This window comes from Pseudomonas sp. 09C 129 (assembly GCF_002843625.1).
Classification (GTDB): domain Bacteria; phylum Pseudomonadota; class Gammaproteobacteria; order Pseudomonadales; family Pseudomonadaceae; genus Aquipseudomonas; species Aquipseudomonas chlororaphis.
Map to the genome: position 1 here is coordinate 2,756,201 of NZ_CP025261.1, position 22,537 is coordinate 2,778,737.

The window sequence follows — 22,537 nt, forward strand, 5'->3', positions numbered from 1 at the left end:
AACGTTTGCGCAGGCCCTGGGCGATAAAAGTCATACACCTCTCAGGTTCGCTTCAAGCCGCGTTAATCGGGGTCTGAAGGTCGTCGAGCGTACTCCGGCGCAAGCGTTGCTCACAATAATCATAAGATCGGAGTGAACCCATGAAGCTGCCATTCGCTGGACGTCTTCTCGCTGTCGCTGTTCTGGCTGCCGCATCCGCTACGCTTCCCCTCTCTTCGGCATTCGCCGAGGCCCCGGAAAAACCCAAGGTCGCCCTGGTCATGAAATCCCTGGCCAACGAATTTTTCCTCACCATGGAAGACGGCGCCAAGGCTTATCAAAAAGACCATGCCGCCGATTTCGACCTGGTTTCCAACGGCATCAAGGATGAAACCGACACTGCCAACCAGATCCGTATTGTCGAGCAGATGATCGTTTCCAAGGTCAACGCGCTGGTGATCGCCCCGGCGGACTCCAAGGCCATGGTGCCGGTAATCAAGAAGGCGGTGGACGCCGGTATCACCGTGATCAACATCGACAACCAGTTGGATCCGGTCGTACTCAAAAGCAAAAACATCAGCGTGCCTTTTGTCGGCCCCGACAACCGCAAGGGCGCGCGCCTGGTGGGCGAGTACCTGGCCAAGGACCTGAAGGCCGGTGACGAAGTCGGCATTATCGAAGGCGTGTCCACCACCACCAACGCCCAGCAGCGCACCGCAGGCTTCAAGGATGCGATGGAGGCCGCGCAGATCAAGGTGGTCTCGCTGCAATCCGGCGACTGGGAAATCGATGCCGGCAACCGCGTCGCCGCCGCCATGCTCAGCGAATACCCGAACCTCAAGGCGCTGCTGGCCGGCAACGACAGCATGGCCGTCGGTGCCGTCTCGGCGGTGCGCGCGGCGGGCAAGGCCGGCAAGGTCAAGGTGGTCGGCTACGACAACATCAATGCCATCAAACCGATGCTCAAGGACGGTCGCGTGCTGGCGACCGCCGATCAGTTCGCCGCCAAGCAGGCGGTCTTCGGTATCGAGACGGCGCTGAAGATCCTCAAGGGCGAGAAGGTGGACGGTGGCGCCAATGGCGTGATCGAAACTCCGGTTGAGCTGGTCACCCAGTAATCTTTCTGGCGGCGCAACGGCGCCCGCCTGAACAGGCGGGCGCATGGAGAGTTTCTTATGTCAGTTTCCGCTGTGAACGCTGTCCTTTCGGTCAGCGGTATCGGCAAGACCTATGCGCAACCGGTATTGACCGGTATCGACCTGACGCTGATGCGCGGGGAGGTGCTGGCGCTGACCGGGGAAAACGGCGCGGGCAAAAGCACCCTGTCGAAAATCATTGGTGGCCTGGTGACCCCGACCACCGGCGAGATGCGCTTCAACGGCCAAGCTTACCGTCCTGGCAGTCGCACCCAGGCCGAAGAGCTGGGCATCCGCATGGTCATGCAGGAACTCAACCTGTTGCCGACGCTATCGGTGGCCGAGAACCTGTTTCTCGATAACCTGCCCAGCCTCGGCGGCTGGATCAGTCGCAAGCAGTTGCGCAAGGCGGCGATCGAAGCCATGGCCCAGGTCGGCCTGGAGGCGATCGACCCCGATACTCTGGTCGGCGAACTGGGGATTGGCCACCAGCAGATGGTGGAGATCGCGCGCAACCTGATCGGCGACTGCCATGTGCTGATCCTCGACGAGCCGACCGCGATGCTCACGGCTCGCGAAGTCGAGTTGCTCTTCGAGCAGATCACTCGTCTACAGGCCCGTGGCGTGGCCATCATCTATATCTCCCATCGCCTGGAAGAGCTGGCCCGGGTTGCGCAGCGCATTGCGGTGCTGCGCGACGGTTGCCTGGTCTGTGTCGAGCCGATGGCCAATTACAACAGCGAGCAACTGGTCAACCTGATGGTAGGGCGCGAGCTGGGCGAACACATCGATCTCGGCCCGCGCAAGATTGGCGCGCCGGCCCTGACGGTCAGCGGCCTGAGTCGTTCCGACAAGGTTCTGGACGTGTCTTTCGAGGTGCGCAGCGGTGAGATCTTCGGTATTTCCGGGTTGATCGGGGCGGGGCGCACCGAACTGTTGCGACTGATCTTCGGCGCCGACAAGGCTGACAGCGGCACGGTGGCCCTGGGTTATCCGGCGCAGGTGGCGAATATCCGTTCACCGGTCGATGCAGTGGCCCACGGCATTGCCCTGATCACCGAGGACCGCAAGGGTGAAGGTCTGTTGCTGACGCAATCCATCAGCGCCAATATCGCCCTGGGCAACATGCCGGAGATCTCCAGTGGCGGCCTGGTCAATGGTCGTGACGAATCGGCATTGGCGCAGCGGCAGATCGATGCCATGCGCATTCGCAGTTCGGGGCCTGCGCAGCTGGTGTCCGAACTGTCCGGGGGCAATCAGCAGAAGGTAGTCATCGGCCGCTGGCTGGAGCGCGATTGCGCGGTGCTGCTGTTCGACGAGCCGACCCGGGGCATCGATGTCGGCGCCAAATTCGATATTTATGGCCTGCTTGGCGAACTGACCCGCCAGGGCAAGGCGCTGGTGGTGGTCTCCAGCGACCTGCGGGAGCTGATGCTGATCTGCGATCGGATTGGCGTGCTGTCCGCCGGGCGCCTGATCGATACCTTCGAGCGCGACAGCTGGACCCAGGATGAACTGCTTGCCGCCGCTTTCGCCGGCTATCAAAAACGTGATGCGTTGCTCAACGAAGCGGCGCCTAGGGATCTTCCATGACAACTGCATCTTCGGCCGGCAAACGTGGCGGCAACTATTACGGCCTCGGCACCTATCTGGGGCTGGCCGGTGCCTTGCTGGCAATGATTGCGCTGTTCTCGACACTGAGCAGCCACTTTCTTTCCTACGACACCTTCAGCACCCTGGCCAATCAGATCCCGGACCTGATGGTGCTGGCGGTGGGCATGACTTTTGTCCTGATCATCGGCGGCATCGATTTGTCCGTCGGCTCGGTGCTGGCCCTGGCGGCCTCCACCGTCAGCGTGGCGATTCTCGGCTGGGGCTGGAGCGTGGTTCCGGCGGCATTGCTGGGCATGGGCTGCGCGGCATTGGCCGGGACCATCACCGGTTCGATCACTGTCGCCTGGCGTATTCCTTCGTTCATCGTCTCCCTCGGCGTGCTGGAAATGGCCCGCGGCGTGGCTTACCAGATGACCGGCTCGCGCACCGCCTATATCGGTGATGCCTTCGCCTGGTTGTCGAACCCGATCGCCTTCGGTATCTCGCCATCGTTCATCATTGCCTTGCTGATCATCTTCATCGCCCAGGCAGTGCTGACGCGCACGGTGTTCGGCCGTTACCTGATCGGCATCGGCACCAACGAGGAGGCGGTGCGGCTGGCGGGCATCAACCCCAAACCCTACAAGATCCTGGTGTTCAGCCTGATGGGGCTGCTGGCGGGCATCGCCGCGCTGTTCCAGATTTCCCGCCTGGAAGCTGCGGACCCGAATGCCGGTTCCGGCCTGGAGCTGCAAGTGATCGCGGCCGTGGTGATCGGCGGCACCAGCCTGATGGGCGGACGCGGGTCGGTGATCAGCACCTTTTTCGGCGTATTGATTATCTCGGTGCTGGCCGCGGGGCTGGCGCAGATCGGCGCGACCGAGCCGACCAAACGCATTATCACCGGCGCGGTCATCGTGATTGCGGTGGTGCTGGATACTTATCGCAGCCAGCGCGCAAGCCGGCGGAGCTGAGTCATGGCAACGATCAAAGATGTGGCGGCGCTCGCAGGGATTTCCTACACCACGGTTTCCCACGTGCTGAACAAGACGCGTCCGGTCAGCGAGGAAGTGCGGATCAAGGTCGAGGCGGCGATCCAGCAGCTCGACTACGTGCCCAGCGCCGTGGCGCGCTCGCTGAAGGCCAAGACCACGGCGACCATCGGCCTGTTGGTGCCCAACAGCCTCAACCCGTATTTCGCTGAGCTGGCCCGAGGGATCGAGGACTATTGCGAGCGCAACGGCTACTGCGTGATTCTCTGCAACTCCGACGACGACCCGGAAAAACAGCGCAGCTACCTGCGGGTGCTGCTGGAAAAACGCATTGACGGCCTGATCGTGACCTCGGCCGGTGGCGACGGCGGGCTGGCCAAGGGCCTGGCCGCCGTGCGCACGCCGATGGTGATCGTCGATCGCGGGCTGGAAGGGGTGGATGCGGACCTGGTGCGTATCGATCACGAATACGGTGCGTACCTGGCGACCCGTCATCTGCTCGAGTTGGGCCATCGCGATATCGCCTGCATCGGCGGTCCGGACTACACCAGCGTGGCGCAATTGCGTCTGGCGGGGTTCCAGCGGGCGTTGCGCGAGGTCGGCGTGGAGGTGCCTGCGCAGCGCATCCTGCAGAGCGACTTCACCAGCACCGGCGGTTATCACGCGGCGGCCCAATTGCTGGAGCGCAACCGGCCCAGTGCGATTTTTGCCAGCAACGACATGATGGGCATCGGTGTGCTGCGTGCGGCGGCGGAGCGCAATATCCGGGTGCCGAGCGAACTGTCGGTGATCGGCTTCGACGATATCCAGATGAGTCGTTATGTGTATCCGGCGCTGACTACAGTTGGCCAGTCGATCCTGCAACTGGGCGAGCAGGCGGCGGAGCTGTTGCTGCGCCGCATTGCCACCCCTGGATTGCCGACCGACCAGCGTATCGTCACCCCAAGCATTGTCCTGCGCGAGTCGACGGCGCCCGTGGCCGGCGCATTCGCCGAGTACCGTTGAATCGAATTGTGAGTATCGATGTATGCCAGCAAAAGTAGTGGTAGTAGGCAGTCTCAATATGGACCTGGTCACCCGGGCCGAGCGGCTGCCGCGTGCCGGTGAAACCCTGATCGGCCAGTCGTTCGCCACGGTTTCCGGTGGCAAGGGGGCGAACCAGGCGGTGGCGGCGGCCCGCCTGGGTGCCCAGGTATCGATGGTCGGCTGTGTCGGTGATGATGCCTACGGCGAGCAATTGCGCTCGGCGTTGCTCGCCGAACGGATCGATTGCCAGGCCGTCACCGTTGTCTCGGGCTCCAGTGGGGTGGCCTTGATCGTGGTGGACGACAGCAGTCAGAACGCGATCGTGATCGTGGCCGGTGGCAATGGTCGGCTCACGCCAGAAGTGGTCAGCGGCTTCGACAAGGTGCTGCAGGCGGCCGATGTAATCATCTGCCAGCTCGAAGTGCCGCTGCCCACGGTGGGGCATAGCCTCAAGCGTGGTCGTGAACTGGGCAAGACAGTGATCCTCAACCCTGCACCGGCCAGTGGCCCGTTGCCGGCGGACTGGTACGCGTCCATCGACTATCTGATTCCCAACGAAAGCGAGGCCGCGGCCCTCAGCGGCTTGCCGGTGGATTCCCTGGCGAGCGCCGAAGCTGCGGCCGCCTGCTTGATCGCCGCGGGGGCCGGCAAGGTCATCATCACGCTCGGCGCACAGGGCTCGCTGTTCGCCAATGGCACGAGCTTCGAGCATTTCCCGGCGCCCAAGGTCAAGGCGGTCGATACCACGGCCGCCGGCGATACCTTTGTCGGTGGTTTTGCCGCCGCGCTGGCCGCCGGCAAGAGCGAGGCCGAGGCGATTCGTTTCGGTCAGGTCGCGGCAGCGCTGTCGGTGACCCGCCCAGGTGCGCAACCTTCCATTCCCACGTTGTCCGACGTACAGGCGTTCTCTCCCGCATGAAAAAAACACCCTTGCTCAATGTCGCCCTGTCGCGACTGATTGCCTCCCTGGGGCACGGCGATATCGTGGTTATCGGCGATGCCGGCCTGCCTGTACCGCCGGGCGTCGAATTGATCGACCTGGCCTTGACCCAGGGTATTCCGGATTTCCTCAGCACCTTGCAGGTGGTGCTTTGCGAGATGCAAGTGGAAGGCCATGTGCTGGCGCGGGAGATCCTGGATCGACAATCCCCGACCCTGCAAGCGCTCGAGGCGTTGAGTGCCGAGGGGGCGCTGGGCGCGCGCAAGCTGTTGAGCCACGATGAGTTCAAGGTGCTCAGCCGCCAGGCGCGGGCAATCGTTCGCACGGGGGAGTGTCAGCCTTATTGCAACATCGCTTTGATTGCCGGGGTGACGTTCTGAGCGTTGCCTCTCCCTGTTCAACCACGCAAAGGAGTGCGCCATGCACCGCTATGCTCAGCTACTGAAACACCTGATCCGGAGTGTTCTGCTCGTGTCCCTGTTCACTGCTACCAGCGCCCATGCGGCAGAAAAAATCGATCTGATCATCGATACCGATCCGGGTGCCGATGATGTGGTTGCGTTGCTGTTTGCCCTGGCGTCGCCGGAAGAACTGCAGATCCGCGCGCTGACCACGGTGGCCGGCAACGTGCGCCTGGACAAGACCTCGCGTAATGCGCGCCTGGCCCGTGAGTGGGCGGGGCGCGAAGAGGTGCCGGTGTACGCCGGCGCGCCTAAGCCGCTGCTGCGCACGCCGATCTATGCCGAGAATATTCACGGCAAGGAAGGCATTTCCGGGGTCACGGTGCATGAGCCGAAAAAGGGCCTGGCCGAGGGCAGTGCGATCAATTACCTGATCGACACCCTGCGCGCCGCCAAGCCCCACAGCATCACCATCGCCATGCTGGGGCCGCAGACCAACCTGGCGCTGGCGCTGATCCAGGCACCGGATATCACTCAAGGCATCAAGGAAGTGGTGGTCATGGGTGGGGCGCATTTCAACGGCGGCAATATCACCCCGGTGGCGGAGTTCAATCTGTTCGCCGACCCGCAGGCCGCCGAGGTGGTGCTCAAGAGCGGCGTGAAGCTGACTTACCTGCCGCTGGACGTTACCCACAAGGTGCTGACCAGCGATGCGCGCCTGCAGAAAATCGCGGCCTTGAACAACAATGCCAGCAAGGTGGTGGGCGATATCCTCAACGAATACGTCAAGGGTGACATGGAGCACTACGGCATCCCGGGTGGCCCGGTGCATGACGCGACCGTCGTTGCTTACCTGCTCAAGCCCGAACTGTTCAGCGGGCGCCAGGCCAACATGGTGATCGACAGCCGTGAAGGGCCGACCTTCGGCCAGACCATCGTCGATTGGTACGACGGCCTGAAGCAGGAGAAGAACGTGTTCTGGGTGGAGAATGGCGATGCCCAGGGATTCTTCGATCTGCTGACCGAGCGTCTGGCTCGCCTGAAATAAGTGATATTCCCGGCAGGTGCCAGCCTGTCGGGCGTTACGCCTTCTCTGTACCCGGCGTGCCCGAGTGCTCGCCGGGATACTTCTCGAATATCTGCTCGATGAATGTCTGGGCTGCTTCGGTGCCCAGCTCCCTGATCAGTAAGTCGATGCCGATGATCGCCAGCTCTTCGGGGCTGCCGGGGCTGTAGGAGCAGTGGCCTTCGGGCCATTTGGCTTTGATGTCGGCGTCGATCGTCACGGTGGCCATGGAAGTCTCGCGAGCTCGGAAAGGATAGGGCCGGACAGGCGCTTGTCGAGGGCTTCCGGTTTTGTAGAGTTAAACACCTTGGCGGGCTTTTCGCACTCCGACTTAGGCATGAGGGGAGGGCTGTGCGACACTTGGTCATTGTCTGTTTTCAAAGGGTGCCAGTGTGCAGATCGATTTGAACAACCCTGATGCCTTGACCTTCGAGGCGGTGCGCCAGTTGCTGGCGTCGGCCAGTGACGATGTGCATACCCAGCTGCGAGTGACCAAGGCGGGCATTGCCTATATCTCGTCGGGCGTGGTCGGTGGCGCGGACATCGACGGCCTGCTGTTCAGGCTGGAGACCTGGGCCGCCGGTTCCGGTTATGTCGGGCGGGTAGCGGCCAGCGATGAGGTCTGGGTGACGCAGATTTTTAACGCGTTGAAACAGAACTGGCCGAAGCCACCATTCGATTACATCGATATTTACTGAGGCTGTTCATATCCGGTCACGATTGCTGCATGAAAACGTGGCCGTACCTGATGCAGACTTGCCCGCTGCCTGGCCAAGAGGCCATTGGCCAGTCCGTTTGTGAAACCAATAGTCAGAGCGGTTGTCGCACTATCTCTGCTTATTTTTGAAAAGGAGGCTTCATGCCTTGGAAGCTCGCGTCATTCGGTACCTTGTTGGCTGCAGTCGTTTTGACGGGGTGCAGCACTTCTTCGCCGGATAAGGATCCGGTAGCGACCGAGAGCGGCCATAGCCGCTGTGAGGCTAAGGAGGTCGAATTCGCCATCGGCAAAAAAGCTTCGCCTGAGCTGCTGGAACAGGCGCGTACTCGCGCAGGTGCGCAGAACGCCCGTATTCTCAAGCCGAACGACATGATCACCCTGGAATACCGTTCCGATCGGCTGAACCTAAACACCGATACCAATCTGGTGGTCACCCGGGTCAACTGCGGCTGATAGCGTCAGCGCTTTTGCACCTTGCATAAAAAACCCCGTCACATGGACGGGGTTTTTTTAGCTCGCTGAGAAATTACTCAGGACGAACTTGTGCAGCTTGCATACCCTTTTGGCCTTTCTCAGCCACGAAGGAAACGGTCTGGCCTTCTTTCAGGCTTTTGAAACCGTCGCTTTCAATAGCTTTGAAGTGTACGAACAGGTCGTCACCGCCACCTTGAGGAGTGATGAAGCCGAAGCCTTTTTCATCGTTGAACCATTTTACGGTGCCGGTTTGGCGATTAGACATGGTGTATCTCCAAGAAACATATATTTTCAGTAGTACTGTGCTGCTCAGGCCAACTGGGCACACCGGGCTATCATAGTCGAAATGTTCGACTTGGGAGCCCCCCGGACGTGCCGATTCCCAGGTGGTTGAGTCCGTTTTGTTGCTCCGATCGGCTGAAGGCCCCGGTTTAAGGGGCTTTCGCTGAAAATATTCGGTGATAAAAAAAGCCGTAAAAGCTGCGTAAATTGTGAAAAAAGGCCGGTTTTCAGATCGCATCGAGCCTGAAGCAGGACCGTCTCTCGCGCATTAAAGACTTATTTCACCACCCGGCAAGCGGCAATAGCGTCCAGGGCCTTGGTTCTCAGCGCCGGATCCGGTTGAGTCTGCTTGCTCATGAGCTGTTTGATTTCGTCTGTAGTGAATTTCTCATTGAGCTTGTCCGCACCACAGGCGCAGTGCTTTTCCGCACTTTTCACATCAACGCTCTGGCTGGCGGCAGCCGTGCAATCCTTCATGTATTCGGCACGTACCCCGGCTGGCCAGGCGGCCTGCGCGCTCAGTGGCAGCAGCAGGGCGAAAGGGGCGGCAAGGGCGAATAGTTGGGTGAGGCGCATGAGTCGAGCTCTCCTGGGATTGGTACAAGAATGGCGATTCTCGGTGTATTTGAGGCCTTGCGTACACACCAAGTTCACTTTCTCGAAAGAAAGCGCGGATACGCTGGTTCCGGTGGGAAGTACGGCGCGATGACCGTTCATCTGTGCTAGCATGCCCGGCTTGGGTGTTTTCAGGCTCTGGGCGAGTTTCAATCCCACCGCGGTCTATGCCTCTATTTTTTTCTGATTTGAACTCCAGTCACTCTGGTTCGTTTTACCGGTTGGCCGCAAGGCTCCTGCCACTGTGAGGCAGGCGTTCGTCACGAACGGCCTGGATCGAACCGCGTACTGGCTCATCCCAACCCACGTGACCTTTGGTAGGGGTCACCACTAGGAGAGGAGGCGCCATGCCCACTATTACTCTTCCCGACGGCAGTCAACGTTCATTCGATCATCCGGTTTCCGTAGCCGAGGTCGCCGCATCCATTGGTGCAGGTCTGGCCAAGGCCACCGTGGCCGGCAAGGTCAATGGCAAACTGGTCGACGCCTGCGATCTGATCGACAGCGACGCGACCCTGCAAATCATCACGCCAAAGGATGAAGAGGGGCTGGAGATCATTCGCCACTCTTGCGCTCACCTGGTTGGCCATGCGGTCAAACAGCTGTATCCGACAGCGAAGATGGTTATCGGTCCGGTGATCGATGAAGGCTTCTATTACGATATCGCCTACGAGCGTCCTTTCACCCCGGACGACCTGGCGGCCATCGAGCAGCGCATGCAGCAGCTGATCGAGAAAGATTACGACGTCATCAAGAAGGTCACTCCGCGCGCCGAAGTGATCGAAGTGTTCAAGGCTCGCGGCGAAGACTACAAGCTGCGCCTAGTCGAGGACATGCCGAACGAACAGGCCATGGGCCTGTACTTCCACGAAGAATACGTCGACATGTGCCGTGGTCCGCATGTGCCGAATACTCGTTTCCTCAAGTCCTTCAAACTGACCAAGCTGTCCGGCGCCTACTGGCGCGGCGATGCCAAGAACGAGCAACTGCAGCGCGTCTATGGCACTGCCTGGGCGGACAAGAAGCAACTGGCGGCGTACATCCAGCGTATCGAAGAAGCCGAGAAGCGCGACCATCGCAAGATCGGTAAGCGTTTGGGTCTGTTCCATACCCAGGAAGAAGCGCCGGGCATGGTGTTCTGGCATCCGAACGGCTGGACCCTGTACCAAGTGCTCGAGCAGTACATGCGCAAGGTGCAGCGCGACAATGGCTACCTGGAGATCAAGACTCCGCAGGTGGTCGATCGCAGCCTGTGGGAGAAATCCGGGCACTGGGCCAACTACGCCGAAAACATGTTCACCACCGAGTCGGAAAGCCGCGACTACGCCATCAAGCCGATGAACTGCCCGTGTCACGTGCAGGTATTCAATCAGGGCCTGAAGAGCTACCGCGAGTTGCCGATGCGTCTGGCCGAGTTCGGTGCCTGCCACCGTAACGAGCCGTCCGGTGCATTGCACGGCATCATGCGTGTGCGTGCCTTCACCCAGGACGATGCGCATATCTTCTGCACCGAAGAGCAGATGCAGGCTGAATCCGCAGCGTTCATCAAGCTGACCATGGATGTCTATGCCGACTTCGGCTTCAAGGACATCGAAATGAAGCTTTCTACCCGCCCTGAAAAGCGTGTGGGTTCCGACGAGCTGTGGGATCGCGCTGAAAATGCCTTGGCTGCCGCGCTTGATAGCGCTGGGCTGCCGTATGACCTGCAACCGGGCGAAGGGGCGTTCTACGGTCCGAAAATCGAGTTCTCGCTGAAAGACTGCCTGGGCCGTGTCTGGCAGTGTGGTACCTTGCAGCTCGATTTCAACCTGCCGATCCGTCTGGGTGCCGAATACGTTTCCGAAGATAACAGCCGTAAACATCCGGTGATGTTGCACCGGGCGATCCTCGGCTCCTTCGAGCGTTTCGTCGGGATTCTGATCGAGCATTACGAAGGGGCGTTCCCTGCGTGGCTGGCTCCGACCCAGGCCGTAGTGATGAATATCACTGATAAACAGGCAGATTTTGCCCTCGAAGTGGAAAAAACCCTCAACCAAAGCGGATTTCGTGCCAAGTCTGACTTGAGAAATGAAAAGATCGGCTTTAAAATCCGCGAGCATACTTTGCTCAAGGTTCCCTATCTCTTGGTTATTGGAGATCGGGAAGTCGAGACGCAGACTGTCGCTGTGCGTACCCGTGAAGGTGCTGACCTGGGCTCGATGCCCGTCGCCCAATTCTCGGAGTTCCTTGCACAAGCGGTTTCCCGGCGTGGTCGCCCAGATTCGGAGTAATTATTATTAAGCGTGAAATGAGACAAGATAAACGAGCTGCACCGAAAGCCCCGATCAACGAGAATATCTCGGCACGCGAGGTTCGGTTAATTGGCGCTGACGGCGAGCAGATTGGCATCGTCTCGATTGATGAAGCGCTTCGTATTGCTGAAGAAGCCAAGCTTGATCTGGTGGAAATCTCCGCCGACGCAGTCCCGCCGGTTTGCCGTGTGATGGACTACGGCAAGTCGATCTTCGAGAAGAAGAAGCAGATTGCCGCGGCGAAGAAGAACCAGAAGCAGATTCAGGTAAAAGAAATCAAGTTTCGTCCAGGGACGGAGGAAGGGGATTACCAGGTAAAACTGCGCAACCTGGTACGTTTCCTGAGTGACGGGGACAGGGCCAAGGTATCCTTGCGATTCCGCGGCCGTGAGATGGCCCACCAGGAGCTGGGGATGGAACTCCTCAAGCGGGTTGAAGCTGACCTTCAAGAGTACGGTTCGGTCGAACAGCATCCTAAGATGGAAGGACGCCAGCTGATCATGGTCATCGCCCCGAAAAAGAAGAAGTAATCAACAGGGCACGGCAGGCCTTCTGATTATGTTTATCAACTGAATGCGGAGTATCCGAACATGCCAAAGATGAAAACCAAAAGTGGTGCTGCTAAGCGGTTTCTGAAAACTGCTAACGGTATCAAGCACAAGCACGCTTTCAAGAGCCACATCCTGACCAAAATGTCGACCAAGCGTAAGCGTCAACTGCGCGGTAGCAGCTTGCTGCATCCGTCTGACGTGGCAAAAGTCGAGCGCATGCTGCGCCTTCGTTAATTTTTGGATCAAGAATAGAGGAAGTAACTCATGGCTCGTGTAAAGCGTGGCGTCATTGCCCGTAAACGTCACAAAAAAATTCTGAAACTTGCTAAAGGCTACTACGGCGCGCGCTCCCGCGTATTCCGTGTTGCCAAGCAAGCGGTAATCAAGGCAGGCCAATACGCCTACCGTGACCGTCGTCAGAAAAAACGTCAGTTCCGCGCTCTGTGGATCGCTCGTATCAACGCTGGTGCTCGTATCAACGGTCTGTCCTACAGCCGTTTCATCGCCGGCCTGAAAAAAGCGTCCATCGAGATCGACCGTAAGGTTCTGGCTGATCTGGCAGTGAACGAAAAAGCGGCGTTTGCTGCGATTGTCGAGAAAGCTAAAGCCACTCTGGCTTAAGTACCCCCGACAGTCACCCGGGCTCACCTCTGTGGGCTCGGGTGTTAAACGTCATAAATAGGGGAAGAGCCTACAAGCTCTTCCCCTATTTTGTATCTGGAGTCTGTACATGGAAAACCTGGATGCGCTGGTCTCTCAAGCACTAGAGGCTGTGCAAAGCGCTGAAGATATCAATGCCCTGGAGCAAATCCGGGTTCAGTACCTTGGCAAGAAGGGTGAATTGACTCAGGTGATGAAGACCCTGGGGAATTTGCCGGCAGAGGAGCGTCCGCAGGTCGGCGCTCTGATCAACGTTGCCAAGGAGCGTGTTACAGAGGCTCTCAATACGCGTAAGGCTTTGTTTGAAGAAGCCGAACTGGCTGCCAAACTGTCCGCTGAGTCCATCGATGTGACCCTGCCTGGCCGTGGCCAGGTCTCCGGCGGTCTGCATCCTGTGACCCGGACTCTGGAACGTATTGAACAGTTTTTCACCCATATCGGCTACGGCATCGCCGAAGGCCCTGAGGTCGAAGACGACTATCACAACTTCGAGGCGCTCAACATCCCAGGCCACCACCCGGCCCGTTCGATGCATGACACCTTCTATTTCAATGCGAACATGCTGTTGCGCACCCATACCTCTCCGGTACAGGTCCGCACCATGGAATCGCAGCAGCCGCCTATCCGCATCGTCTGCCCAGGCCGTGTGTACCGTAGCGACTCCGATATTACCCACTCGCCGATGTTCCACCAGGTCGAAGGCCTGCTGATCGATCGCGACATCAATTTCGCCGACCTCAAAGGGACCATCGAAGAGTTCCTGCGGGTGTTCTTCGAAAAAGAACTGGCAGTGCGTTTCCGTCCTTCGTACTTCCCGTTCACCGAGCCGTCCGCCGAAGTCGACATGGAATGTGTGATGTGCAGCGGTAAGGGCTGCCGTGTCTGCAAGCAGACCGGTTGGCTGGAAGTCATGGGCTGCGGCATGGTTCACCCGAATGTGCTGCGCATGTCCGGGATCGATCCGGAAGAGTTCCAGGGCTTTGCCTTCGGCATGGGCGCCGAGCGTCTGGCCATGCTGCGTTACGGCGTGAATGACTTGCGCCTGTTCTTCGACAACGACTTGCGGTTCCTCGCGCAATTTCGCTAGGTCGCACGCCCGTAACGAATCTTTCAGGAGAGCAGGATGAAATTCAGTGAACAATGGCTGCGTGGCTGGGTAAGCCCGCAGGTAAGTCGCGACGAGCTGGTTGCTCGTCTGTCGATGGCCGGTCTTGAGGTCGATAGCGTAACGCCGGCCGCCGGTGTTTTCAGTGGCGTGGTGGTGGGCGAGGTGCTGAGCACCGAGCAACACCCTGATGCCGACAAACTACGTGTTTGCCAGGTCAGCAACGGTGCGGAAACCTTCCAGGTCGTGTGCGGTGCACCAAACGTGCGTCCGGGCCTGAAGATCCCTTTCGCCATGATCGGCGCTGAGCTGCCTGGTGACTTCAAGATCAAGAAGGCCAAGCTGCGTGGCGTCGAGTCGAACGGCATGCTGTGCTCCCAGGCAGAACTGCAGGTGGGAGAGGGCAATGACGGTCTGATGGAGCTACCGGTGGATGCGCCGGTAGGCAAGGATTTCCGTGAGTACCTGGAGCTGGACGACGCCAGCATCGAGGTCGACCTGACCCCGAATCGTGGTGATTGCCTGTCGCTGGCGGGGCTCGCCCGTGAAGTCGGCGCGCTCTACGCAGCGCCTGTCGCCCGTCCGGTGGTGCTATCTGTGGCACCTGCGCACGACGAAGTGCGTCCGGTTGAAGTGCTGGCGCCCGCAGCGTGCCCGCGTTATCTGGGCCGGGTTATCCGTAATGTTGATCTGTCCAAGCCGACCCCACTGTGGATGGTCGAGCGTCTGCGTCGCGCTGAGGTACGCAGCATCGATGCGGCCGTGGACATCACCAACTACGTGATGCTGGAGCTGGGGCAACCGCTGCATGCTTTCGATCTCGCCGAAATCAACGGAGGCATCCGTGTGCGGATGGCCGAAGAGGGCGAGAAGCTGGTCTTGCTCGACGGCCAGGAAGTGGCCCTGCGCAGCGATACCCTGGTTATCGCCGACCATACCCGTGCCCTGGCGATTGCCGGTGTCATGGGCGGCGAACACAGTGGCGTAACCGCGACTACTCGCGACATTTTCCTGGAAAGTGCCTTTTTCGACCAGATCGCTGTCGCTGGTAAAGCCCGTTCCTATGGCCTGCACACCGACGCCTCGCATCGCTACGAGCGTGGTGTGGACTGGCAATTGGCCCGTGAAGCCATGGAGCGCGCCACCGGCTTGCTGCTGGAGATTGCTGGTGGCGAAGCTGGCCCGATCATTGAAGCAGTCAGCGAGCAGCACCTGCCTTCGATCGCTCCGGTCACTCTGCGTGCCGAGCGCATCACACAGATGCTGGGCATGGAAATCGAAGCGGCAGAAGTCGAGCGTCTGCTCGGTGCTCTGGGTCTGAAGATTTCCGCCGATGGAGCAGGGCAGTGGCGCGTTGAGGTGCCAAGTCATCGCTTCGACATCAGCCTGGAAGTCGATCTGATCGAAGAACTGGCTCGCCTGTACGGCTACAACCGCCTACCGGTTCGCTACCCTCAGGCACGTCTGGCTCCACAAGCCAAGGCCGAAGCTCGTAGCGATCTGCCAGAGCTGCGTCGTTTACTGGTGGCCCGCGGTTATCAGGAAGCCATTACTTACAGCTTCATCGATCCGAAACAGTTCGAGTTGTTTAATCCGGGAGTCGAGCCGCTGTTGCTGGCCAACCCGATTTCCAACGACATGGCTGCCATGCGTTCCTCGCTGTGGCCGGGGCTGGTCAAGGCGCTTCAGCACAACCTGAACCGCCAGCAGGACCGTGTCCGTCTGTTTGAGAGCGGTCTGCGTTTCGTCGGTCAACTGGAAGGCTTGAAGCAAGAGCCGATGCTGGCCGGTGTGGTATGCGGTACCCGTCTGCCGGAAGGCTGGGCACAAGGCCGCGATGTCGTGGACTTCTTCGACGTCAAGGCTGATGTGGAAGCGGTGCTGGGTTTTGCCGGTGCACTCGATGCGTTCACTTTCGCGCCTGGCAAGCACCCTGCGTTGCACCCGGGTCAAACCGCGCGCATCGAGCGTGAAGGTCGTCTGGTTGGTTATATTGGCGCTATCCACCCTGAGTTGTCGAAAACCCTCGGTCTCGACCGTCCGGTCTTCGTTTTCGAGCTGGTTCTGGCCGAAGTAGCCTCGGGAAAAATGCCTGAATTCCGTGAGTTGTCGCGCTTTCCTGAAGTGCGTCGTGACTTGGCCTTGCTGGCTGATCGCGATGTCGCTGCCAGTGCGGTACTGGATGTAATCCGTGAGAATGCAGGTGAATGGCTGACAGACCTCAGGTTGTTTGACGTGTACCAGGGTAAAGGCATTGATCCTCATAGAAAAAGCCTTGCAGTTGGCTTGACCTGGCAGCATCCATCGCGCACTCTTAATGACGATGAGGTGAACTCCACGACGCAAAATATCCTCACCTCGCTCGAACAAAGGTTGAACGCCACGTTAAGGAAGTGACGTATGGGGGCTCTGACGAAAGCTGAAATGGCCGAACGTCTCTACGAAGAGCTGGGCCTGAATAAACGTGAGGCCAAGGAATTGGTCGAGCTGTTTTTTGAGGAAATCAGGCACGCTCTCGAAGATAACGAACAGGTCAAACTGTCCGGTTTCGGTAACTTCGATCTTCGGGATAAACGCCAGCGACCTGGCCGTAACCCGAAGACGGGTGAAGAAATCCCGATCACGGCACGCCGTGTGGTCACCTTTCGTCCAGGGCAGAAGTTGAAGGCCCGAGTTGAGGCTTATGCTGGAACCAAGTCATAACGACGAGCTCCCGGTCATTCCGGGCAAGCGCTACTTCACCATCGGTGAAGTCAGCGAGCTCTGTGCGGTCAAGCCGCATGTGCTGCGTTATTGGGAGCAGGAGTTTCCTCAACTCAACCCCGTCAAGCGCCGCGGAAATCGCCGGTATTATCAGCGCCAGGATGTGCTGATGATCCGGCAGATCCGCGCGTTGCTGTATGATCAGGGATTCACCATCGGTGGAGCACGCCTGCGCCTTTCCGGTGATGAAGCCAAAGACGACACCACCCAGTACAAGCAATTGATCCGTCAGATGATCTCCGAACTGGAGGACGTTCTGGTGGTGCTCAAGAAGTGATTTTCGGCTTTTAAAATACTTCCAAATTTCAAAAGCTTGCGATATATTCTTTAGCGCTTCGTTAAGAAGCGAACCCAGTAACACGCCTAGTCGGGGCGTAGCGCAGTCCGGTAGCGCACTAGCATGGGGTGCTAGGGGTCGAGTGTTCGAATCACTCCGTCCCGACCATATAATTCAATGACTGAGCCCAATCTTCACAGGTTGGGCTTTTTCATGCGCATGACTTTTACGTTATTTCTCGACTTTTCAGGCCGGCCTCGCTGGCGCCTGGTTGCGCTTCTGTCCTTGTGGTTCGGGAGCTGCCTACAGCTGTAGCCTTCTCCGGGGGGGGGGGGCTCGCGCAGGAGTGAAGATCCTCTCTCTTCAGGCCTTTGCTCTGCAATCCTCACCTTCTTCCTGGTTGTGGTGTGCATTCGCTGAATCATGACTTGATTCTCTTTCTCATCCTTCCGCCAGGGCGGGAATACAGGTTTTCATGAGGTTCGTGGGCTTTGTTGGTCGCCGAGTTGGTTTCTGCTGCGTGACGTCAGCACATCCAGGCGTCATGGCCCCTGCTGCTGGATCTTTTCCTGGGGTACCGCTCTGTGACGCGTCTCTGCGCCTCATCGTTGATTTGTCATTTGGCAGATACCGGTGTCGGTTGTCGCGCCATCGTGCGTCTCCTTTATGGTGTTCGTTGTGGTGGCGACTGTATTTTTCATCAATTGCCCTCGCCTCGACGTAGGTCTATGCCTGTCCCCGCAGTCGAATCCTGCGCTGCGCTTGCCAACCGAAAGTTGCGCGCAGGTAGGGCCTTGTGGGGAGTTTAAGAGGGGGAGAGGCTCATGGTCTGATCCCGGGTGGGCGGTGCATCATGTCATGCGCGGCGATGAGACGAGGGGAGGACGCGGATCAGAAGAACCAGAGCAGGATGATCGGCAGGTATTCGCTCGAGCCCCGGTTTTCTCCTTGTCGATAGCAGAGGGGTAGGGTGATCGATAAACCACTTTTATTGGGGGTAAAAATGGGGTGTTCGGAGACCCGTCCAGGGAGAGGGTCTTTGCCAATGGGGTACTTGGCTTGGGTGGAGAGGGAGCCTGTACGCTTGTAAAGCATGAAGCATGCATCAAGCGCTAGTTTGAAGTTATAAGATGGATTCATTGTAAGATTTTGTGATTACTTCATGAGAAAGGCTGCGAGTAGATGTGGCTTTTTTTTTAAAATATAAGTCTGTCAGTGACAAAGTGCTTCGTACCTTGCGTGTTAGCATTCAATGGACAAGAGGTGGGCGCAGTAGTTTCTTGGTTGCCGGATTTAGTTGGCTGAGAGGCAAAAGAGGAGTGGCTTGCGAGACTGCGCTTAATGATTAGATGGTGCTTGGCATTTTATGAGGAGCCGTTAAGGTCAAGGGCGATGATGGCTATATGCTATCTGTTGGTTTGGTAATAATGTCGAGCAGGTTGAATGTCAATAATAATTTAAATATTTGTCCAAGGCCTTCCTGTCTGCTTCCTGTCTGTACTACCCAAAAGGTTAATAATCTATAGTTGCTTGTGCGTAAGATATACACCGCTGCCGGCTGCTGGGGTAATAAGAGCTATTGCACTAAATCATGAATGCGCGTAGTCGGCCCAGGTTGATGATGCGCTGCAAAAAAATTGTAATAGTATATAGGGGTGATGTTGGCATGCTGTTTAAGCATGGCGGCATAGGGGTGCTGTACAAGTTGGGGTTATAATGATATGCAAGGTGCTAACACGCTTGATCAGAAAGTATCTTCGTGTCGATGGTGTATTCCTGCGTTTCAGTCACTATCCATCTCTGTAGAAGGTGTTTATGTTCTGATGAGGGGGGAGCTGACAATTCGAGATGTTAACGTAACAAGGCACATTGAAGCTGGCGAGCTATTGGTTGTCAGGCGGGGTAGCTATCTGGTGAGAACTGGGGAGCAGCGAAGTGACTTGTTATGGATTCCATTGTCAGATCAGTTCCTGCAAGGCTTTATCCAGCGCTTCGGCGCATTGCTGGGTGAGGTTGAGCGGAGGGAAAAATCAGGTGTAAATATTATCGCTTTTGAGAGCAATCCATTGCTCGCTGATTGTGTAAAAAGTTTGAAGAATTTGCTTGTGCACGAGCACCCACCGATGCTGGCATCGTTGAAGGTGGAAGAGTTGCTGATTCTGTTTGTCTTTGGTCCTCAAGGCGCAGAGTTGATGTCATTACTGCGTCAGCAGAGCAACAGGAACGTCGAGCGATTGCAGCTTTTTATGGAGCAGTACTTCCTGAAGGAATGGCGGATAAGTCAGTTTTCCAGGGAGTTTGGCATGGGCTTGACGACGTTCAAGGATCTTTTTGGAGTTGTGTATGGCGTCTCTCCCAGGGCCTGGATCAGTGAGAGACGAATTTTGCATGCCCATCATTTGCTCCTTAATAGCGAGCTGAGCATTGTGGATATTGCGATGGCAAGTGGTTTTTCCAGTCAGTCGTACTTTACCCAGAGCTACCGGCGTCGATTCGGTTGTACCCCAAGTCGCTCCCGGCAGTGCAAGGAGTCCGCGTTGAGTGCGGAGGCGTAATATGTCGATCCATCTGTCTGGAGGATGTGTCTAGATATGAGAGTGTATCGACGCGAGCACTGATTAAAAATGATAAAAAAACGCCGATTTATATAAGGTCTTGAAGAGTATCTTTGATAGAGTTGGGTCGTTGGTGGTTGATTTGAAAAACGATGGCGTATGAAAAGTATGTGACTGGCTTAAGATTGATGAAGTCGCGCTGTCATGCCTGTCAACGGTTAACTGGTATGGAATCATGAAATATGCAGGGATGTAATTTCAGGGGTTTCCTATGAAAGCCCATCTGCCTGATGGTTATCGAGACGGGGCTTTGATCTTGTCTTTGATACATCGGATCTACAGCCTTTCTGTAGAGGGCTTTAAACCGTTGCATCGTGGGACTCTTGTTCGTGTTGCGGTGCCTGGGCAGTTGCACGCATTGTATGATACAGGCTTCGCTCGAGTGGTTATGGCTGAGCGTAGGCGTTTTTCCGGTTGTAGGCAGGGTATTGAGGTGCTTTTCATCAACCATGGAAATGCTGTCCTGACTGTGACGCATGTAGCATGGAAGTGGCAGCGCGGGTTGGTTCAGCGTTACTTCATGGGGAGCGGATTAACGACGTATTGCTGCAAAGTGGAATGCCCTGCTCGTAAGGCCATTAGTGCCTTGTCAATGAATGTGACGATAGATCATGAATATGCAAATGATCCGCTCGCCATCGACGCCTCTCCCTTTAGCGCTCCTTGCTACCTCCTGCCTGCTGGAAGCGGTTCGCTTCCGGTAAAATCCGATAAGTTTACGTATCTAGTGGTTTGTCTTTCATTCCGGTTCTGGGAGTGGATGCCTCTATACCTGTATCTCGCCGTAATTGAGACAGTGTTGCGCTGGGTGATCTCATTAGCGCTTCTTGGACGACGATTGATTTCACGATAAAGATTATAAAGTTTAACTCGAGTAACGCTTGAGTTTGACTGGCGGGTGGGGTTCGTCTGAAAACATCATTGGCATTGACTATGTCATGCAATGGTAACTTCCATTGTTGATGTCTTGTCTTCATTGAATCTGGAAGTCGGCGCGCCCTGGTTGTAGTGAATAAATGATCTTGTGATTTTTAACTGTCATTGCGACGGAGATAGAGCTGGGCCTAATTCATCGTTTGGTATGAGCGATGGACGGTTTGTCGTTGCCCAAAAAAATCGATAGCAGTGATGAGTGCCGAGAGTACCTACTTAATAGTTGCCTGAAGGGGGTGATACTTATGAGTTCGATCATTGATAAACTTTGCGAGCGCGCCAGAACTTCTTCCTCACAGAGAGCATTCGAATTTTTGTCGTCGAAGGGTGTGTCGGAGCAGGTTCTGGATTACGCGGAACTGAAGCGTTCCGCAAGTCGAGTGGCAGCCATGCTCAAGGCTGCCGGAGCGGGTGTTGGGGAACGCGTCCTGATTCTCTGTCAACCTGGGCCGGAGTACGTCACGGCGTTTTTTGGCTGTCTTTATGCGGGTGCTGTTGCCGTTCCTTTATTTCCGCCGCGCAATCGTTTGCATGTCTCGCGCGTCGTCAGCATTTTGAACGATGCCCAGGCCTCCTTGTTGCTCTGCAACGCCAAGGGGATGGGGCGTTACGGTGAGTTTTTTTCCGAAATGGGCGTCCCCGACTCCGCCTTGCTGACTATTGAGGCAAGTGAGCGATACGTCGAGGGGCTGCCCGAACCTGCGGTTCAACTTCCTGAAAACACCGCATTCCTGCAATACACCTCAGGAAGTACGGGAAACCCCAAAGGGGTGATGGTTTCCAACCGGAATATTGAACACAACCTGGGGATGCTCAACGAATGGCTGGGGGGGAAGCCTGGCGAGGTCATGGTCAGCTGGCTTCCGCCTTACCACGACATGGGGTTGATCGCGGGTCTGTTGGCGCCGGTCATGGCTGGTTATCCGTGCGTGTTGATGCCACCGGAAACCTTTGCCCATAGCCCGTTTGTCTGGTTGGACGCGATCAGTCGGTATCGAGCGACGATCAGCGGTGCTCCCAACTTTGCCTACAGCATGTGCTGTCAGCGCATCAGCAATGAGCAATTGTCTACGTTGGATCTTGGCAGTTGGCGGCATGCTTTTAATGGCGCGGAGCCTGTCAGGGCCCGGACCATGGCTGAGTTCTCCTCGCGTTTTGCTGCCAGCGGCTTCGACCCCTTCGCTTTTGCACCGTGCTACGGACTGGCTGAGAGCACATTGATCGTTACCGGCTATGCCGGTGATAAACAGCCTTCCAGTCTGCTGGTCGACCGGCAGATTCTGCAGGATGAAAAGCACGCAATCATCAACCAGCAATTCGAGACTCCACAGGCCCAGGACAGTCCGGTATGGCGTTCGTTGGTCAGCGTCGGACCGGTAATCGGCCAGCAGAAGTTACTGATTGTCGATCCCGAGACGGCCTCGCCGTGCGCCGAGCGCTGTGTCGGTGAGATCTGCGTATCGGGGCCGAGTGTTGCCCGTGGGTATTGGCAGCAGGCGCAAGCCAGCAACCACGCGTTCCAGTCCGTCAGCGATCAGGCGGGAGAGGTTTACCTTCGCTCCGGTGATCTTGGATTTCTGCATGAAGGGGAGCTGTACGTGACCGGTCGCTTGAAGGACATGATCATCATCGCCGGGCGCAACTTCTATTCGGAAGACATCGAGCAGTCGGTCGTGACGAGTCAGCCCAAGGTGGTCGCTAATGGCTGCGCTGCATTCGTCAGCGAGCATGACGTTCAGGAAAGCCTGGTGATTGTCGCCGAAGTCGAGCGCACGCAACGTCATGGCAATTTGCAGGACATGATGATGGATATCCAGAAGGAAGTCTGGATGAAACACGAAATCAATCCGCAAGCCGTGGTGCTGGTATCTCCCGGCCAGGTACCGCGGACATCGAGCGGCAAAGTCCGCCGCAAAGCCTGTCGCCAGGCCTGGGAAAGCGGCGAACTCAAGGTGCTCGACCACTGGGCGCGCGAGCCGCTGATGGCTGACTGAGTTCACGCCAAGAGGTCGTCGTTCCAAAACCGGAATCAACGTCGCATTAACCCTGCCTCTGGATGAAGCCCGACGGTGGCCCGTCCTGGTGGTATAGGCGGCCTGTGCCCGATGGAAACCTCAACC

23 protein-coding genes and 1 tRNA gene are annotated in these 22,537 nt (G+C 57.4%); 21 read left to right on the forward strand and 3 right to left on the reverse strand.

What is annotated here, in order from left to right; translation table 11 throughout:
* Positions 1 to 140: 140 nt before the first annotated feature.
* Genes CXQ81_RS12690 through CXQ81_RS12720 form a run of 7 tightly spaced genes read left to right on the forward strand, consistent with a single transcriptional unit; the run spans position 141 to position 7,115 of the window.
* A complete protein-coding gene (locus CXQ81_RS12690) occupies positions 141 to 1,097 on the forward strand; it encodes a sugar ABC transporter substrate-binding protein (RefSeq protein WP_101337358.1) in 957 nt (318 codons plus the stop codon).
* 57 nt (positions 1,098 to 1,154) lie between these two features.
* Complete coding sequence (locus CXQ81_RS12695; protein ID WP_101337359.1) at positions 1,155 to 2,708, forward strand: sugar ABC transporter ATP-binding protein; 1,554 nt, start codon at positions 1,155 to 1,157, stop codon at positions 2,706 to 2,708.
* Positions 2,705 to 3,682, forward strand: a complete 978-nt coding sequence (locus tag CXQ81_RS12700; RefSeq protein WP_053278214.1) for an ABC transporter permease — start codon at positions 2,705 to 2,707, stop codon at positions 3,680 to 3,682. Before CXQ81_RS12695 ends, CXQ81_RS12700 begins: the two co-directional genes overlap by 4 nt.
* Positions 3,683 to 3,685: 3 nt before the next feature.
* Complete coding sequence (locus CXQ81_RS12705) at positions 3,686 to 4,705, forward strand: LacI family DNA-binding transcriptional regulator (protein WP_101337360.1); 1,020 nt, start codon at positions 3,686 to 3,688, stop codon at positions 4,703 to 4,705.
* 22 nt (positions 4,706 to 4,727) lie between these two features.
* Positions 4,728 to 5,645, forward strand: a complete 918-nt coding sequence (gene rbsK / locus CXQ81_RS12710) for a ribokinase (RefSeq protein WP_101337361.1) — start codon at positions 4,728 to 4,730, stop codon at positions 5,643 to 5,645.
* On the forward strand, positions 5,642 to 6,046 hold the full coding sequence (rbsD, locus tag CXQ81_RS12715) for a D-ribose pyranase (RefSeq protein WP_101337362.1): 405 nt from the start codon (positions 5,642 to 5,644) through the stop codon (positions 6,044 to 6,046). The genes rbsK and rbsD overlap by 4 nt, the downstream gene beginning before the upstream one ends.
* A gap of 40 nt (positions 6,047 to 6,086) precedes the next feature.
* Positions 6,087 to 7,115 carry a nucleoside hydrolase gene (locus CXQ81_RS12720; protein ID WP_007920524.1) on the forward strand — a complete coding sequence of 343 codons (1,029 nt, stop codon included), beginning with the start codon at positions 6,087 to 6,089 and terminating at the stop codon, positions 7,113 to 7,115.
* A gap of 34 nt (positions 7,116 to 7,149) precedes the next feature.
* Here CXQ81_RS12720 and CXQ81_RS12725 read toward each other — a convergent pair whose 3' ends face one another.
* Positions 7,150 to 7,362 (reverse strand): hypothetical protein, encoded by a 213-nt coding sequence (locus tag CXQ81_RS12725; RefSeq protein WP_101337363.1) that lies wholly within the window; start codon positions 7,360 to 7,362, stop codon positions 7,150 to 7,152.
* Between the two features lie 163 nt (positions 7,363 to 7,525).
* On the opposite strand from CXQ81_RS12725, the gene CXQ81_RS12730 reads away from it, so the two are divergent.
* Together CXQ81_RS12730 and CXQ81_RS12735 are read left to right on the forward strand one after the other, a co-directional pair.
* Positions 7,526 to 7,831: a hypothetical protein gene (locus CXQ81_RS12730; protein ID WP_007920522.1), complete on the forward strand. Its 306-nt coding sequence runs from the start codon at positions 7,526 to 7,528 to the stop codon at positions 7,829 to 7,831.
* Between the two features lie 161 nt (positions 7,832 to 7,992).
* The gene (locus CXQ81_RS12735) at positions 7,993 to 8,304 is read left to right on the forward strand and encodes an I78 family peptidase inhibitor (RefSeq protein ID WP_101337364.1); all 312 of its coding nucleotides are present in this window, start codon (positions 7,993 to 7,995) and stop codon (positions 8,302 to 8,304) included.
* Positions 8,305 to 8,377: 73 nt separating this feature from the next.
* Here the strand turns inward: CXQ81_RS12735 and CXQ81_RS12740 are convergent, their stop codons facing one another.
* Both CXQ81_RS12740 and CXQ81_RS12745 read right to left on the reverse strand, forming a co-directional pair.
* On the reverse strand, positions 8,378 to 8,590 hold the full coding sequence (locus CXQ81_RS12740) for a cold-shock protein (protein WP_003179963.1): 213 nt from the start codon (positions 8,588 to 8,590) through the stop codon (positions 8,378 to 8,380).
* A gap of 293 nt (positions 8,591 to 8,883) precedes the next feature.
* Positions 8,884 to 9,183 (reverse strand): hypothetical protein, encoded by a 300-nt coding sequence (locus tag CXQ81_RS12745; RefSeq protein WP_009043058.1) that lies wholly within the window; start codon positions 9,181 to 9,183, stop codon positions 8,884 to 8,886.
* 386 nt (positions 9,184 to 9,569) lie between these two features.
* Between CXQ81_RS12745 and thrS the strand changes: the two genes are divergently transcribed.
* The 12 genes from thrS (at position 9,570) to CXQ81_RS12800 (ending at position 22,411) form a co-directional block, all read left to right on the forward strand.
* A complete protein-coding gene (gene thrS / locus CXQ81_RS12750) occupies positions 9,570 to 11,492 on the forward strand; it encodes a threonine--tRNA ligase (protein WP_053260360.1) in 1,923 nt (640 codons plus the stop codon).
* Positions 11,492 to 12,043 (forward strand): translation initiation factor IF-3, encoded by a 552-nt coding sequence (gene infC / locus CXQ81_RS12755; RefSeq protein WP_169914426.1) that lies wholly within the window; start codon positions 11,492 to 11,494, stop codon positions 12,041 to 12,043. The genes thrS and infC overlap by 1 nt, the downstream gene beginning before the upstream one ends.
* Before the next feature lie 60 nt (positions 12,044 to 12,103).
* Entirely contained in the window at positions 12,104 to 12,298 is a 195-nt protein-coding gene (gene rpmI / locus CXQ81_RS12760) for a 50S ribosomal protein L35 (RefSeq protein ID WP_002553160.1), read from the forward strand.
* A gap of 30 nt (positions 12,299 to 12,328) precedes the next feature.
* Positions 12,329 to 12,685 (forward strand): 50S ribosomal protein L20, encoded by a 357-nt coding sequence (gene rplT, locus CXQ81_RS12765; RefSeq protein WP_007905879.1) that lies wholly within the window; start codon positions 12,329 to 12,331, stop codon positions 12,683 to 12,685.
* 109 nt (positions 12,686 to 12,794) lie between these two features.
* Positions 12,795 to 13,811, forward strand: a complete 1,017-nt coding sequence (gene pheS / locus CXQ81_RS12770; RefSeq protein ID WP_007920512.1) for a phenylalanine--tRNA ligase subunit alpha — start codon at positions 12,795 to 12,797, stop codon at positions 13,809 to 13,811.
* 36 nt (positions 13,812 to 13,847) lie between these two features.
* Positions 13,848 to 16,226, forward strand: a complete 2,379-nt coding sequence (gene pheT, locus CXQ81_RS12775) for a phenylalanine--tRNA ligase subunit beta (protein ID WP_101337365.1) — start codon at positions 13,848 to 13,850, stop codon at positions 16,224 to 16,226.
* 3 nt (positions 16,227 to 16,229) lie between these two features.
* Positions 16,230 to 16,532, forward strand: a complete 303-nt coding sequence (gene ihfA / locus CXQ81_RS12780; protein ID WP_002553164.1) for an integration host factor subunit alpha — start codon at positions 16,230 to 16,232, stop codon at positions 16,530 to 16,532.
* Positions 16,513 to 16,869 carry a MerR family transcriptional regulator gene (locus tag CXQ81_RS12785; RefSeq protein ID WP_007920509.1) on the forward strand — a complete coding sequence of 119 codons (357 nt, stop codon included), beginning with the start codon at positions 16,513 to 16,515 and terminating at the stop codon, positions 16,867 to 16,869. Before ihfA ends, CXQ81_RS12785 begins: the two co-directional genes overlap by 20 nt.
* Positions 16,870 to 16,960: 91 nt before the next feature.
* Positions 16,961 to 17,037: transfer RNA gene (locus CXQ81_RS12790), tRNA-Pro, on the forward strand.
* Positions 17,038 to 18,590: 1,553 nt separating this feature from the next.
* A complete protein-coding gene (locus CXQ81_RS12795; RefSeq protein WP_037033539.1) occupies positions 18,591 to 19,424 on the forward strand; it encodes an AraC family transcriptional regulator in 834 nt (277 codons plus the stop codon).
* A 271-nt stretch (positions 19,425 to 19,695) separates the two neighbouring features.
* On the forward strand, positions 19,696 to 20,337 hold the full coding sequence (locus CXQ81_RS31040; protein WP_157832245.1) for a hypothetical protein: 642 nt from the start codon (positions 19,696 to 19,698) through the stop codon (positions 20,335 to 20,337).
* 325 nt (positions 20,338 to 20,662) lie between these two features.
* Positions 20,663 to 22,411 (forward strand): fatty acyl-AMP ligase, encoded by a 1,749-nt coding sequence (locus CXQ81_RS12800; protein ID WP_157832246.1) that lies wholly within the window; start codon positions 20,663 to 20,665, stop codon positions 22,409 to 22,411.
* Positions 22,412 to 22,537: the final 126 nt, after the last annotated feature.